The organism is Streptomyces ureilyticus (assembly GCF_011045025.1).
In the GTDB taxonomy this organism is placed as follows: Bacteria; Actinomycetota; Actinomycetes; order Streptomycetales; family Streptomycetaceae; genus Streptomyces; species Streptomyces ureilyticus.
Genome location: NZ_JAAKZX010000010.1, coordinates 35978 through 50367, shown reverse-complemented (window position 1 = coordinate 50367; position 14390 = coordinate 35978). Strand labels below are relative to the sequence as shown.

The 14390-nt window shown below is 71.5% G+C and carries 12 protein-coding genes; 8 read left to right on the top strand and 4 right to left on the bottom strand.

Translation table 11 applies throughout. The annotated features are described in order from the left end of the window. The first annotated feature begins 40 nt into the window (after positions 1-40). Positions 41-1105 (top strand): O-antigen ligase family protein, encoded by a 1065-nt coding sequence (locus G6048_RS05200; protein WP_206341206.1) that lies wholly within the window; start codon positions 41-43, stop codon positions 1103-1105. A 9-nt stretch (positions 1106-1114) separates the two neighbouring features. On the opposite strand, the gene G6048_RS05195 is transcribed toward G6048_RS05200, so the two are convergent. Continuing rightward, entirely contained in the window at positions 1115-1678 is a 564-nt protein-coding gene (locus tag G6048_RS05195; protein WP_165338243.1) for a hypothetical protein, read from the bottom strand. A 96-nt stretch (positions 1679-1774) separates the two neighbouring features. Further along, positions 1775-2560 (bottom strand): aspartate/glutamate racemase family protein, encoded by a 786-nt coding sequence (locus tag G6048_RS05190; protein WP_165338242.1) that lies wholly within the window; start codon positions 2558-2560, stop codon positions 1775-1777. 57 nt (positions 2561-2617) lie between these two features. On the opposite strand from G6048_RS05190, the gene G6048_RS05185 reads away from it, so the two are divergent. Further along, positions 2618-3793: a glycosyltransferase gene (locus G6048_RS05185; protein WP_328825677.1), complete on the top strand. Its 1176-nt coding sequence runs from the start codon at positions 2618-2620 to the stop codon at positions 3791-3793. Between the two features lie 19 nt (positions 3794-3812). On the opposite strand, the gene G6048_RS05180 is transcribed toward G6048_RS05185, so the two are convergent. After that, positions 3813-5063 (bottom strand): TerD family protein, encoded by a 1251-nt coding sequence (locus tag G6048_RS05180; RefSeq protein ID WP_165338241.1) that lies wholly within the window; start codon positions 5061-5063, stop codon positions 3813-3815. Between the two features lie 299 nt (positions 5064-5362). Here G6048_RS05180 and G6048_RS05175 point away from each other — a divergent pair, with 299 nt between their 5' ends. The 4 genes from G6048_RS05175 (at position 5363) to G6048_RS05160 (ending at position 10113) form a co-directional block, all read left to right on the top strand. Then, positions 5363-5830, top strand: coding sequence for a DUF6643 family protein (locus G6048_RS05175; RefSeq protein ID WP_165338240.1), 468 nt, complete (start codon positions 5363-5365; stop codon positions 5828-5830). Between the two features lie 65 nt (positions 5831-5895). Then, positions 5896-6720 (top strand): MOSC domain-containing protein, encoded by an 825-nt coding sequence (locus G6048_RS05170; protein WP_165338239.1) that lies wholly within the window; start codon positions 5896-5898, stop codon positions 6718-6720. Between the two features lie 161 nt (positions 6721-6881). Next, entirely contained in the window at positions 6882-7487 is a 606-nt protein-coding gene (locus tag G6048_RS05165) for an Rv1733c family protein (protein ID WP_165338238.1), read from the top strand. A gap of 181 nt (positions 7488-7668) precedes the next feature. Continuing rightward, positions 7669-10113 (top strand): right-handed parallel beta-helix repeat-containing protein, encoded by a 2445-nt coding sequence (locus G6048_RS05160; protein ID WP_165338237.1) that lies wholly within the window; start codon positions 7669-7671, stop codon positions 10111-10113. Here G6048_RS05160 and G6048_RS05155 read toward each other — a convergent pair. Further along, positions 10083-12650 carry a hypothetical protein gene (locus tag G6048_RS05155; RefSeq protein ID WP_328825676.1) on the bottom strand — a complete coding sequence of 856 codons (2568 nt, stop codon included), beginning with the start codon at positions 12648-12650 and terminating at the stop codon, positions 10083-10085. The genes G6048_RS05160 and G6048_RS05155 overlap by 31 nt on opposite strands. 320 nt (positions 12651-12970) lie before the next feature. Between G6048_RS05155 and G6048_RS05150 the strand changes: the two genes are divergently transcribed. Further along, positions 12971-13801 (top strand): DeoR/GlpR family DNA-binding transcription regulator, encoded by an 831-nt coding sequence (locus G6048_RS05150; protein ID WP_165338236.1) that lies wholly within the window; start codon positions 12971-12973, stop codon positions 13799-13801. 96 nt (positions 13802-13897) lie between these two features. After that, entirely contained in the window at positions 13898-14377 is a 480-nt protein-coding gene (locus tag G6048_RS05145; RefSeq protein ID WP_165338235.1) for an SRPBCC family protein, read from the top strand. The last annotated feature ends 13 nt before the right edge of the window (positions 14378-14390 follow it).

The following is a 14390-nucleotide window of genomic DNA, read 5'->3' as shown; positions in this document are numbered from 1 at the left end:
TCCGTCATGGTTCGGGGGGCGACGGGTGGGGTTCACGGGAATGGCGTCGGCCGGGCCGATGCCGGCGCTCGGCAGACGTACCGTTTCGGACGTGGCGGGCGTGGTGGTACTCGGGACCTGCGCGACCTGGTCCGTGATCACCGCGTCGGTGAACGGTGGCCGGCCCGAGGGTGTGCTGCTCGCGGTGCTCGCCGTGGCCGCCGGGTACGCCTCGGGGCGGATGTGTGGTTCGTACGTGCCGGTCGCCGCCCCTGCCGCGGGTGCGCTGGCCGGTCTTGGCCTCGCGATCGCCGCTCCGAACACGGCGCCGGGATCGGAGGTCATCTCGCCGCTCGGGCAGACCGGATCCACCGCGGCTCTGCTGTCCCTGTCCGCGGGGGCCGCGTGCTGTGCGGCCTGGGCGGCGCGCCCACCGGCGCTGCGGCTCGGGCTGCGGCTGCTGGCCGCCGGGATCGCGGTGGCCTCGGCCTTCCTGGGCTCGACGGCGGGCTGCGTCGCTTGTGCGGGCGTACTGCTGTGCTCCCTCGCTGCCGACCACATGCGCCGCGGCCCGGGCCTCGCGGGCCTGGCCGTCGCCGCGAGCCTGGTGACCGGAGCGACCTGGGCCATCGCCGAGAACGCGCTGCCGGACGGCCTGACCTCCGCCTTGGAGGGCCAGCTCACCCAGCAGCGGGTCCAGTTGTGGCGCGACGCGCTCGACCTGGCCCACCAGGAGCCGGGCCTTGGCGTCGGACCGGGACGGTTCCCGGAGCTGAGCCCGACGATCACGCAGTCGCCGACGGCAGACGGCAAGCCGTACTCCGCGCCGTTTCAGCAGGCGGCCGAGCTGGGGCTCGTCGGCGTGGTGCTGCTCGCGGCGGTGTTCTGCTGGGTGCTGTACGCGCTGTGGCGCACGCCGCGTCCCACGCCGGTCGCGCTCACCGCGGGCGCCGCGCTCACGGCGCTGGCCGCGATCGCCGCGGTCGGCAACGCGCTGAGCTTCCCCACGGTGACGGCGGGCGCGGGACTGCTCGCGGGCCTCGCCACGGCGCGCCCCCTGCCCGAGGATCCGGACAGCACGCTGGACGCGGGCCGGCGCACTCGCAGCAGCCGGCTGGGCCCCTGACGGGCAGCGTCAGAGCGCGGTGCCCCGAGTCGTGGAGGTCGTCGACGCGAGGCGGGCCCGAATAACCCGTACGGCCGCCTCCGCGTCGTCCACCGTGACCGTGAACGAATGGCCGTCGCCGAGCCTGAGCACCAGGCCTTCACCGCGCCGTACGACTACGGCGGTCCCTTTCTCGGGCCGCCAGCGGTAGCCCCAGCCGCCCCAGTGCCGCGGGGTCACCCGGGGCAGGAAGTCCGCGCCGGTGATGTGGGAGAGGGGGATCCGGCGGCGCGGCAGGCCCATGTGGCCGCAGCGCACCTCGAGGCACTCCTTGTCGACCTTCACGGCGACGTGCACGAACGCGAGCGTGCCGAAGAGGACCAGGAGTCCGCCGGCGATGCAGCCGACCACGGACATGAGGAGCGGCACGACGCCAGACGTCCAGGCCGAGTCGACGGCCAGCTCGATACCCAGGGCCATGCAGCCGGCACCGCCCAGAGCGAGCAGCCACTGCACACGGTTGGTCGCGCGGCCGTGCCACACGTCGGAATGCGGGGTGTCGGCAGCGTCCTTTTCGCCGTGGGGGTGCCTCATGGCCTTGAGAGTACTCAGGTTCCGCAGCGCGGGCACCTGGTTGCGCACGGTTACTGGTCCGGGTGGACGTCAGGTTTCCGGTTCGTGGCGAGACATTCAGCGGGCGGGGCTGACGGCGTGGAGGAAGCGGCCTTCCGCGTACGTCAGAGCGGGCGCCGGCAGACCGCCCTCGCGTCCGCTGAGGATCACCGTGAGGGCAGGCTCGACAGCAGCCTCGCCAACTGGGCGCTCACCGATCCGACGCAGCGCCTGGGCGGCGACGGCACCGGCAGAACCGTGCAGGACGAGCGGAGGGAGGCCCGGCTTCTGCACGGCCGCGCGGATACGCTGGGCGACCAGCTCGTAATTGGTGCAGCCCAGGACGACGGTCGTTACATCGTCAGGGGTGAGCGCGGCAGCCGCGGCGATCGCGGCATCGATGGCCGACTCGTTCGCATGGTGCACGGCGTCGGCGAGGCCAGGGCACGGCACTTCGGTGACCGTTACTCCGGCGGCGAACTCCCGGATGAGACCGCGCTGGTAGGGACTGCCGGTGGTGGCGGGCGTCGCCCAGATCGCGACGGGACCGCCACCCGCGGCGGCCGGCTTGATCGCCGGAACGGTGCCGATGATCGGCAGGTCCGGCTCGAAACGGGCACGCAGCGCCAGCAGAGAATGCACCGATGCGGTGTTGCAGGCGACAATCAGGACATCGGGACGATGCCTGGCGGCAGCCTCGGCAACGGCCAGCGAGCGCGCCGTGATGTCCTCCGGAGTGCGTGGTCCCCAGGGCATCCCGTCAGGGTCCCAGGAGAGCACGAGATCCGCGTCGGGCCGCAGCCGGCGAACTGCGGCGGCAGCGGGAAGCAGTCCGATTCCGGAGTCCATGAGCGCGATCTTCACCCGGTCACCATAGACGATCCGCCTCAACGGCCCCCGTGGTGGGGCAGACTGCGGCCCGTGAACGCCCTTGTGTGGACCGCCACCGGATCGCTGGCCGCCTGGCTGTGGCTCATGCTGGGACAGGGCTTCTTCTGGCGTACGGATCTACGGTTGCCGCCGCGCCGGGAGCCGGAGGACTGGCCGTCCGTCTGCGTTGTCGTACCGGCGCGCGACGAGGCCGCGGTACTCCCGCGCAGCCTGCCGTCGCTCCTCGCGCAGGACTATCCGGGGCGGGCCGAGGTGTTCCTGGTCGACGACGGGAGTTCGGACGGCACCGGGGAACTGGCCCGCGAGCTTGCCGAGCGGCACGGCGGGCTGCCGCTGACCGTCGGCTCGCCCGGGGAGCCGCCCGCGGGCTGGACGGGCAAGCTCTGGGCCGTACGGCACGGAATCGGCCTGGCACGCGCGCGTGCACCCGAGTATCTGCTGCTGACGGACGCGGACATCGCTCACGCGCCCGACAGCCTGCGGGAGTTGGTGTCCGCGGCGCGCACCGGAGGCTTCGATCTCGTCTCGCAGATGGCACGGCTGCGGGTCGAGAGCGTCTGGGAGCGGCTGGTGGTCCCCGCCTTCGTGTACTTCTTCGCTCAGCTGTATCCGTTCCGCCGGATCGCCGTGAGGGGGTCGCGGACAGCCGCCGCGGCGGGCGGCTGCGTCCTGTTGCGCGCGGCCGCCGCCGAGCGGGCCCGCATTCCCGATGCCATCCGGCACGCGGTCATCGACGACGTGGCGCTCGCGAAGGCGGTCAAGGGCTCCGGGGGCCACATCTGGCTGGGGCTCGCGGAAAAGGCCGACAGCGTGCGCCCCTATCCACGACTGCACGACCTGCGGCGGATGGTCTCGCGCAGCGCGTACGCCCAACTGCGGCACAGCCCGCTGCTGCTTGCCGGCACGGTCGTCGGTCTCATGGTGGTGTACCTGATGCCGCCCGTGGCGCTCTGCGTGGGTCTCGCCGCAGGGAGCGCCGGGGCGGCGACGGCGGGCGGGCTCGCGTGGCTGCTGATGACGGCGACGTATCTGCCGATGCTCCGCTACTACCGGCAACCGCTCCCGCTCGCCTTGTTGTTGCCGGTCACCGCGTTTTTGTACCTCCTCATGACAGTCGATTCTGCGGTGCAGCACTACAGGGGGCGGGGTGCGGCCTGGAAGGGTCGCACCTACGCCCGTCCCGACGCGGCGCCCGAGCAGCAGTGAATGACCACTTCCGGCCAGGTCACTTCCTGCCGGGGGTCCAGTTCATGCCCCACCCATAGGTGTAGTCGACGGTGCGCTGCGGGCTCACGCCGCGCTCGGGAACCAGGAAGCGGGCCTCGCGCTGGACGACGAGATCGCTGCCGGTGTTGGTGATGAGAGCCAGCGCGCACACCGTCGAGGGCACGGTGCACTCGCCGAGCGAGAAGTCGATGGGCGCGCCGTGCAGCGGCTGGAGGGTCACCGTGGCGTCCAGGTCGGCGAAGGACCGGGCTCCTTCGTAGATGGTGACGAAGATGAGGATGCGGCGGAAGTACTGCTGGTGGTCGAGGTTGATGCTCATGTTCTCGCCACTCGCCGAGGCACCGGTGCGGTCGTCGCCGTCGAGATGGATGAACGGCGGCTGGTGCAGCGCCCCGAAGGCGTTGCCCAGTGCCTGGACGACGCCCTTGCTTCCGTCGGAGAGCTCGTACAGGGCACACAGGTCGAGGTCAAGGTCGGAGTGCATGGCGACGGCCTGGCCCAGCTTGCTGCGCCACCCCGAGAACTGCTTGCGCACCTGCCAGTTGAGGTTCACGCGCATGGCACCGGAGGTGCCGCCCTGCTTGGTGAGCGAGACCGAAGGAGCTTCCTTGGTGAGCGTGACCTTGGTCAGGCGTACCGGGGCGGCCGTGACCGGCGGGGCGACGGGCGCGGGCGGCGGTGGCGTCGAGGGCATGGGCGACGGCGTCGTGGGCGCGGGCGCCGCCTGTTGCGGTTCGTCCACCGTGATGCCGAAGTCCGTGGCCAGCCCCTCCAGTCCGCTGCTGTAGCCCTGGCCGACGGCGCGGAACTTCCAGGCGCCCTGGCGGCGGTAGAACTCCCCCAGCACGAAGGCCGTCTCGGAGGTCGCACCCTCGCTGTCGAAGCGCGCGACCTCCGTGCCCTGCTGTGCGTCGAGGACCCGGATGTACAGGCCGGGCACCTGACCGAACGCGCCGCCGTCCGTGGAGGCGACGAGCACCACCGTCTCGATCGCGGGCTCCACGCGCGCGAGGTCGACGACCAGTGTGTCGGTCACCTGGCCGCCGGCGTCCTTCTTGCCCTCGCGCCGCACCGCGCCGGACGCGTGCGTCGGCTGGTTGAAGAAGACGAAGTCGTCGTCCGACCGGACCTTTCCGGAGACCAGCAACAGCGCCGAGGCATCCGCGTCGGGAACGCCGGGGCCGGAACCCCACCCCAATTCGACGCGAAGTCCGGCTGTCGGCACCGGAACATTCGAACCTTTAGGCATTGACATGTCCGCCCCCATCGGGTGTCTCCGCGCCGGACCGCGCTTCAGATCAGTACATCAAGTCGTTCTTCGCCAACCTATTCCAGCGAACGTCGAACGCCCATGACTCCGTTCGTCGGAAGGACGTGCGACTCGCCGGTAACCCTTCCGGAACTCGGCCTTTACCAGATCTCAACTTCAACCGCCGTCCCTTTTCGCCAAGTTCGCTCACATTAGGGATGGCGCGTCACTGCCGACACGAAAAACAACCCTCTTATCGGTCTCCCCAACCAGCACATCGTGGGCTTAACTTATGTGCCATGACCTCCCCCCGCTCCACCTATGGCGGCGGTTACTACTCCGCCTCCTTCCCGGACACTCCGATCTACGACTCGCTCGTCGCTGAGCGGGGTACCCCGCAGATCGCGCCGATCCGGGTCCCCGCGGCGTACGACACGGGCAACCACCTGCCCGCGCTTCCGGCAGCGCTGCCCGCCCTGCCGGCTGCCCCGTCTCCGCAGGCGCCGTCGTACGGCTACCCGCAGGCCCAGCAGCCCCAGCCGCTGCAGCAGGCCGGCACGCCGTACATTCCGCAACAGCAGACAGCCGGGCCGCGCGGCTACCCGGGCCCCCAGGCCCAGCAGCCGCAGCGTCCGGTACAACCGCAGCGTCCCGTGGCGGGCGGTACGGGCTACGAGGCGATGCGCCCTGCGGCTCCCCGTCCGGCTCCGGCGCCGTATCAGGACCCGTACAACGGGCAGCAGCAGCAATACCGCGGCGGTTACTGAGGTTTCGCTCCGATCTGCCGGCTGCCTCGGAGGAGGTTGTCAGTGCCGGCTGGCAGGATGACCTCATGCCGATGTTGGTGCTGCACTCGATCCACGTCTATCCACTCAAGGCGGCCAGGGGCCATGCCGCGCGCGAGGTCGACGTGGAGCCCTGGGGCCTGGCGGGCGACCGGCGTTGGGTGCTGATCGACGAGACGAGCAAGGTCATCACCCAGCGCGCTCACCCGCGCATGGCGCTTGCCGCCGCCGAGCCACAGCCCGGCGGCGGTGTTCTGCTGTCCGGGCCCGGCCGTGCGTCGCTGGCCGTTCCCGTGCCCGAGCCGATCGGCACGACGACGGTCGAGATGCCGCGCGACAAGGTGGAGGGAGTTCTGGCCGATGCCGCGGCGCACGCCTGGTTCAGCGACTACCTCGGCATCGACGTGCGGCTCGTCCATCTCGACGAGCCGGCCACCCGTCGCCCCCTCGATCCGGAATACGCGCGTCCGGGCGAGACAGTCAGCTTCGCCGACGCCTATCCCCTGCTGCTCACCACCGTCGCCTCCCTCGACGCCCTCAACTCCCTGATAGCGCACGGCGACCGGCCCGAAGAGGGCCCCCTCCCCATGAACCGCTTCCGGCCGAACGTGGTGGTCGAGGGCACCGAAGCCTGGTCCGAGGACGGCTGGTCGAGGATCGCCATCGGCGAGGCCGTCTTCCGCGTGGCCAAGCCGTGCGCGCGCTGTGTCGTGACCACTACCGACCAGGACAGCGCCGAGCGCGGCAGGGAACCACTGCGCTCGCTGGGCCACCACCGGCGCTTCGGCGGCAAGCTGATCTTCGGGCAGAACCTCGTGCCGGAGTCCCTCGGCCCCGTGCACGTGGGAGACCCGGTCAGAATCCTCGAATAGGCCCTCGCGTGGGGAACCACGGCGCCGGGCACGCCCGTTGAGGTCTTGTGAGAAGTTCATGAATGGCCGGTGCTGGGGTGATTTCGCTCTCTCTTCCCGGACCCCGTGCGTGGACGGCTCCGCCGGCGAGTTATCACGGATGGGGAAGGGGGTGCGGGACATTGCGGGCCATCAGAGGACTCTGGCGCTGGCGGCACAATCCGCTGCGCCGTACGACCGACCTCGTCGAGGCCTGGCTGGCACTGGCGACGCTGCTGCTCATCCTGGTCGCCGCCCCCGTGGCCGGCGCGTGGGTCGGTTCGCTCGCCCAGGACGCCTTGCAGGAATCCGTACGGCAACAGCGGCTGGACCGCCACCTGGTGGAGGCGACCGTCGTGAAGAAGGCGGACAGCCGCCCGTTCGACCCCGACCCCGAGACGTCCTCGGCACGCGACTCCCACAACCGGGTGGTCGCCGACTGGAAGGGCCCGGACGGCTCGGAGCGGCACGGCACGGTGACGGCCGCCCTCAAGTCCCCGCAGCCGGGCGACCGGTTCAAGCTGTGGACCGACGAACAGGGCCGAATAATCGGCCGCCCGCTGGACACCGCCACCGCGACGACGCACGCCGTGCTCGCCGGATTCGGCACGGCAGCCGTCTGCGCCGGACTCCTCGAGGGCTCCCGGAGGCTGGTCGTGTGGCGCATGGTGCGGCGCCGGTACGCCCGCCTGGACCGGGCGTGGTCGCAGGCCGGACCGGACTGGGGCAGGACCGGCACGGGCAGCTGACAGCCTTCCGCTCCGGTCAACTCCCCCTGCCCGCGCACGCTACGGTGGAGCGGCCGAAGTGTTCGGCACCGTCGTGAGAGGCTGTTGCCCAACCCCCGTGAGCTGACCGGACGGGGGCGACGGGGAGTGGCGGGGAGCCTCTCAGGACCCGCGTACGACGAGGTGGGGGCACAACAGCGCCATGGCACAGGGCACGGTCCAGGTGACGCACACCGGCACGTCTCGGTGGCGACGCCGCACGGGTGAGTACGCATCGCTCGCCGCCGCCCTGGAGGCCGCGGGCGACGGTGATGTGCTCACCGTCGCTCCCGGTACGTACCGGGAGAACCTCGTCGTCCGGCGGACGGTGACTCTGCGGGGCCCGGAGGGTTCCCCGGGTTCCGTGCGTATCGCGCCTGTTGACGGTGTGCCGCTCACGGTGCGCGCGTCCGCCGTGGTCCAGGACCTGCTCGTGGAGGGCCAGGACGCGGCGGCGCCCGCGCTGCTCGTCGAGGAGGGCGCTCCGGAGGTCACGGACATCCGGATCGTCACGCGTTCCGCGGCCGGGATCGAGGTGCGCGGCGGTGCGCGTCCGACCGTGCGGCGCTGCACGGTTGACAATCCGGCAGGTGTCGGTATCGCCGTACTGGACGGCGGGGGCGGGGTGTTCGAGGACTGCGAGGTCGTGGCGGCCGGGCAGTCGGGCATCGCCGTGCGCGGCGCCGCCCATCCGCGTCTGGAGCGCTGCCGGGTGCACCACGCCTCGGGGGCGGGCCTGTCGGTGACCGGTGAGCACTCCGCGCTGGAGGCCGTCGGCTGCGAGGTGTACGAGGTCAGGGGCAGCGGCGTTCAGATCACTGCGCGAGCGACGGCGCATCTCACCGACTGCGTGGTGCACCGGACCACGGCGGACGGCGTCACGCTCGACACGGACGCCGTACTGACACTCGCCGACTGCCGGATCCACGACATCCCGGAGAACGCGGTCGATCTGCGTTCCCGCTCGGTCCTCACGATGACCCGTTCCACGGTGCGGCAGTTCGGGCGCAACGGCCTTTCGGTGTGGGACCCCGGCACCCGCGTGGACGCCAACCAGTGCGAGATCCATGACAGTACGGGCGACTACCCCGCGGTCTGGGTCAGCGACGGCGCGACCGTCGTACTCGACTCGTGCCGGGTGCACGACGTGCCGGACGCCCTCTTCGTGCTCGACCGCGGCTCGCGCGCCGATGTCGTCGACAGCGATCTGTGGCAGGTGCGCAACACGGCGGTGTCGGTGAGCGACGGCGCCACCGCACAGCTCGACGACTGCCGGATCCGGGACGCCGCGACAGGCGCCTGGTTCCGGGACCACGGCAGCGGCGGAACGCTCTCGGGCTGCACCATCGACGGTGCGCAGACGGGTGTGATCGTGACCAAGGGCGCCGACCCCACCGTCGAGCGCTGCACGGTCGACTCGCCCGCGGAGGCCGGTTTCTACGTCTCGGCCGGGGGCCGCGGCAGCTTCCACGGCTGCCGGGTCACGGGCAGCGGGGGCTACGGCTTCCATGTGATCGACGGATGCCGTACGACGCTCAGGAAGTGCCGTACGGAGCGCTGCGCGCGCGGGGGTTACGAGTTCGCGGACGCCGGCGGCGACCAGGCCTCCGGCAACGGACCCGTCGTCGAGGACTGCACGAGCGACGAGAGCGCCGGAGTACGGCCTCCGGCAGCTCAGACGGCCGTGGAGACGACGAGCCAGTCCCCCGGTCTGCTGGGCGCCATCCCGGGCCAGCGCACGACCGAGCAGGAGCCGCTCGTCACGGCTCAGGCCCCCGGTCAATCCGAGCAGCCCGCACGCACGTCGAAGGCCGTGCTCGGTGAACTCGACGCGCTGGTGGGCCTCGACAGCGTCAAGCGCGAGGTGCGGGCCCTCACCGACATGATCGAGGTGGGCCGTCGCCGCCAGCAGGCGGGCCTCAAGGCGGCCTCCGTGCGGCGCCATCTGGTCTTCACGGGCTCCCCCGGCACCGGCAAGACGACCGTCGCCCGGCTGTACGGCGAGATCCTGGCCTCGCTCGGCGTCCTGGAGAAGGGCCATCTCGTCGAGGTGTCCCGGGTCGATCTGGTCGGCGAGCACATCGGCTCCACGGCCATCCGTACGCAGGAGGCCTTCGACAGGGCGCGCGGAGGCGTGCTGTTCATCGACGAGGCGTACGCGCTGTCGCCGGAGGACTCGGGACGCGACTTCGGGCGCGAGGCCATCGACACGCTCGTGAAGCTGATGGAGGACCACCGGGAGGCGGTGGTGGTGATCGTCGCGGGATACACGGCCGAGATGGAGCGCTTCCTTCGCGTCAACCCCGGGGTGGCGTCCCGCTTCTCACGGACCATCACTTTCAGTGACTACGTTCCCGAGGAGCTGCTGCGGATCGTGGAGCAGCAGGCCGAGGAGCACGAGTACCGGTTGGCGCCGGGCGCGGGCGAGGCGCTGCTGAAGTACTTCACGGCCATCCCGAAGGGGCCCGCGTTCGGCAATGGCCGCACCGCGCGGCAGACGTTCGAGGCGATGGTGGAGCGGCATGCGGGGCGGGTCGCCCAGTTCGCCGAGCCGAGCACGGACGACCTCACCCTGCTTTACGCCGAGGACCTGCCCGAGTTGCCCTGAGGCTCACCGTCCGCTCTCGGATCGGGCTGAGGCTGAGGCTCACTGTCCGCGCCCGGACCAGGCTGAGGCCCACCGTCCGCACCTGGATCGGGCTGTGGCTCACCGTCCACGTCCGAAGCGAGCGGCGGCCCGCCTTGTGCGCGCGGACCGGGCTGCGGCTCGCCGTCTGGCAACGTGTCCGGATCAGGCTCGTGGGGTCCTGGAGCCCCGCCTTCCGGGCGCGGGCCCGGCACATCCGGCCTGAGTCGCATGAGCAGCCGCTGCCGCTCCTCGGCGAACGCCGGGTCCGCCTGGTAGTCGGAGTGGCCGAGGATCGGTGCGGGCAGCGGGTGTTCGGCGGTACGGCCGTAGGCGAGGGGGTCCCTGAGCGGCTCGCGGTCGACCTTCGGGCCGCAGTCGCCGGGCAGCCGGACGGGGCCGCCGATGGGGTCGGTGGCCCGGTGGAGATTGCGCCAGCAGTCGATCTCGCGGTGCAGGCCGCTGAGCGCGTCGGGACCGAAGTGGGCCGGGAACCAGCGCCCGTAGAGCCGCTCCAGGGGTGAGCCGTAGGTCAGCAGTGCGACCCGCCTGCGGACCGACGGGGTGAGCTGCCAGGCCGCGGCGGCGGCGAGGACGCTGCCCTGAGAGTGCCCGGAGATGACGAGCCGTCCGCCTGTGGTGCGTGTCCAGGTGGCCATGCGCCAGGTCAGGTCGGGAACGGCGCGCTCGGCGTAGCAGGGGGGCGCGAAGGGATGTGCCGCGCGCGGCCAGAACGTACCGACGTCCCACAGGATGCCGATGGTGCGCCGGGCGGAGGGGTCTTTGTAGGCACGGCGGCCCCAGGTGACGAACAGTATGAAGCCGACGCCGATCAGCCAGGAGCCGAGCGCCTGCGCGGTCTCGGCTGCGCCCTCCACGAAGGGGTGCGTGCCCTGCGCCGCCTTGCCCGGCACTTTGTCGGCCGCCATGGCGCCCACCAGGGCCACGATGCCCAGCAGGAGCGTCACCACGGAGGTGATGCCGATGATGCGGGGAGCGCGGTCGGTGAGCGAGGCCATCGCGCGTGTGCGCGCGATGCGTCGGGTGCGCTCGGTGTCCTTGGGTTCGGAGGGATAGTCCTGCTGCACCTCGCTCATCGCGGCGCGGCGCAGTTGTACCGTGCGCCGGGCCAGCCAGGCGAAGAGCAGCAGGAGGACGATGAGAAGGGGCGGGATGACGGACGCCTGCCAGGTCAGGAACACCGGCGGGCCCTTGATCGAGCCTCCGGTGCCGTCCAGCCAGTCGGCGACGCGCTGGGCCACGCCGCCGGAGAACACGCCGCCGAGCGCGCAGGCCAGCATGGCGACGGCCGGACCGGCAAGGCCGCGCATCGCGGTGCGGGGGTCGGGGTGGGAGCGGTAGAGGAGGTGGGCGACCACGCCGATCGCGATCACGAGGAGGCCCTGGACGAGGACGATGCCGCCGAAGGTCGCGTCGCCCGGCAACCGGTGGACCGACCGCCACTCCGGACGCGACCAGCCCGCGTACACGATGGTGAGGGCGAGCAGGATCAGCGAGCCGATGGGCAGCCAGCGCACCAAGGCCTCGTCGAGCTGCCGGTCGAGACGCCTCTCGTTGCGCCCCCTGCGGCACACGACCCACACCACGACGACCGCGCCCACGATGAGCACCCCGTTCAGGAGCCAGCCCAGCGTCTCGAGGACGACCGGACCACCGTCCCCGCGGTCGTGGCGGGCAGCGGAGGTGCCGACGCCGGCGGTGACCGTCAGCAGGCCCGCGGCGGTGTGGGCGGCGCGCAGCCGTGCCACCAGTCGTCGCCCGTACCAGAAGCCGGGGCGGCCCAGGCCCAGGCGGCTGGTGTCCTCGTCCAGGTCGGCCCCGTCGGTCATCGGCTGCTGGGACTCGTACGCGCTCCAGGTGCGGTGGGAGAGGTACCACAACAGGCCGGTGAGGGCGGCTGGCACCAAGGCGGCGAGGGCGAGACGGCGGCCGGGCTGGCTCCACCAGCGGTCGTCGGATTCGACGGGCGCCAGGAAGCCCAGCCAGGAGTGGTCCGCGGCGCACGCCCGCGAGCCCGCGCACTGCCAGGCGGCCAGGTCCAGGGCCACCTCGCAGGCGGCGGCGACCAGCAGCACCGTGAGGGTGAGGCTCACCAGCCGGACAAGCAGGCCATACAGGCGTACCGTCCTGGTCCGGTTGTCGCTCACGGTGGGCCGCATCCAGTGGGCGAGATTGACCACCATGAACGGCAGGAGCAACAGCCACAGGGCGCGGGCGCCGTTGCCGGAGGTGAGGTTGCACCATACGTACGCCTCGGGTACCGGCTTGCCGCGGTAGTCGTCGGGCCGCTGCTCCGCGTCGGCGTCGTCGATACGGCGGAAGACGGCGGCCGTCTCGTCGCCGGTGATCCGCACGGTGCGCGGATCGTTCAGCATCTCCTCGGGCGTGGTGCCGCCCACGCCATGGACCAGGAGTTCAAGTGCGGTGTCGGCCGTTTCGGGCCGCCGCTCGGGGCTGGTCGCCTGCCCCGCCGAGGCACGCTCCTGTGAACGCTCCACTGTCTCCGCTTCCCCCGTACTGCCTGGTGGCATGTGTCATGCGCAGGTACAAGAATCCCGGCTACGCGGCCGGTGCGCACCCCTGGTCACCGAATCTCCCCGATCCGTGTGACGGTGACGGCCCCGCGTTGCCCGCGTGACGTGTGCGCGTGAGCACAGGCAGTGGCGCAAGGGGTGGTCACCCGTGCGAGTATGGGACGCCCTTGGGGTCCCAGGCGGGGAGAATGTCCTCGTCGGAGGGGGTCGGAGGGGTCCAAGACGGGTCGGAGGGGGTTCGAGACAGTGTCGGGCGAATACGAGGCGAAGGGACCGGAGCGGACGTGAGTGAGAATCAGAACCTCCTCGCGGAGCAGCGCCGTGCTCTGATCCTCGACGAGGTCCGGCGGCGCGGCGGCGTCCGCGTCAACGAGCTCACCAGGAAGCTCGGCGTCTCCGATATGACGGTCCGCCGCGATCTGGACGCGCTGTCCCGGCAGGGCGTGGTGGAGAAGGTGCACGGCGGCGCGGTCCCGATCGTCGAGGCGAGCACCCATGAGCCGGGTTTCGAGGCCAAGTCGGGGCTGGAGCTGACCGCCAAGGAGGACATCGCGCGGGCCGCTGCGGGCCTGGTCGCGCCTGGTACGGCGATCGCCCTGTCGGGCGGCACGACGACGTACGCGCTCGCCCAGCAGCTCCTCGATGTGCCGGACCTGACCGTGGTGACCAACTCGGTGCGCGTGGCAGATGTCTTCCATGCGGCGCAGCGCACCTCCGGGCAGCGGCAGGGTGCGGCCACGGTCGTACTGACGGGTGGTGTGCGCACGCCCTCGGACTCGCTCGTGGGACCGGTCGCCGACCAGGCGATCGGGGCGCTGCACTTCGATGTGCTGTTCCTCGGGGTGCACGGCATCTCGGTCGAGGCGGGCCTGTCGACGCCGAACCTGGCGGAGGCCGAGACGAACCGGCGGCTCGTGCAGTCCGCGCGGCGCGTCGTCGTGGTCGCGGACCACACCAAATGGGGCACGGTGGGGCTGAGTTCGTTCGCCGCGCTGGAGCAGGTCGACACGCTGGTCACGGACGCCGGGCTGCCCGCGGAGGCACGCGCGGAGGTCTCCGAGCATCTGCGGCGCCTGGTGGTGGCGGGCGAGCCCGAGGAGGGTACAGACATCTGACGGGCCGCCAGTTATCGTGAGCGTACGCCCGTATTCCACCGCTTCACCTCGGGTCTGACGCTGTCCGGATTCCGTTCCCGCGAGGGGGTTTCGTACGTGGCTCGCCAACTGCGCCCGGTGGGGCTCGACTTCGTCCAGTCCGCTCCTGTGCGTCTGGTGTTCGCGCGAGTGGTGAGCGCGCCCCCTGAGGCGGTCTTCCGTACGCTCGCCGATGACGTGGCGGGCTGGCCGGAGTGGTTCTCGGCGGTGACGCTGGCCCGGCCGACCGAGGACGGCAAGGGGCGGCAGATCCGGCTCAAGGGCGGTACGCGTTTCCAGGAGACGGTGCTCGCGGCCGAGCCCGCCGAGGTGTACACGTATCGCGTCGACAAGACGAACGCCCCCGGGGTGCGCGCCCTCGTCGAGGAGTGGCGGCTGACCCCGCACGGGACGGGTACGCGGGTGCAGTGGACCTTTGCCGCCGACGGCACCGCGGTGTTCCGCTTCGCCGTGACGCTGGGGCGGCCGGGGCTGGGGCGCGCGTTCCGGGACGCGGTGACGAAGCTGGACCGGCGGCTGGCATCAGCACGGACGTAAGCAGGCGTACGCG

What these genes read in the sequence shown, in the direction of transcription:
- G6048_RS05200 (WP_206341206.1), top strand. Translation starts at nt 41, where the DNA reads ATGGCGTCGGCCGGGCCGATGCCGGCGCTCGGCAGACGTACCGTTTCG.
- G6048_RS05170 (WP_165338239.1), top strand. Translation starts at nt 5,896, where the DNA reads ATGCCGATGTTGGTGCTGCACTCGATCCACGTCTATCCACTCAAGGCG.
- G6048_RS05175 (WP_165338240.1), top strand. Translation starts at nt 5,363, where the DNA reads ATGACCTCCCCCCGCTCCACCTATGGCGGCGGTTACTACTCCGCCTCC.
- G6048_RS05180 (WP_165338241.1), bottom strand. Translation starts at nt 5,063, where the DNA reads ATGCCTAAAGGTTCGAATGTTCCGGTGCCGACAGCCGGACTTCGCGTC.
- G6048_RS05160 (WP_165338237.1), top strand. Translation starts at nt 7,669, where the DNA reads ATGGCACAGGGCACGGTCCAGGTGACGCACACCGGCACGTCTCGGTGG.
- G6048_RS05195 (WP_165338243.1), bottom strand. Translation starts at nt 1,678, where the DNA reads ATGAGGCACCCCCACGGCGAAAAGGACGCTGCCGACACCCCGCATTCC.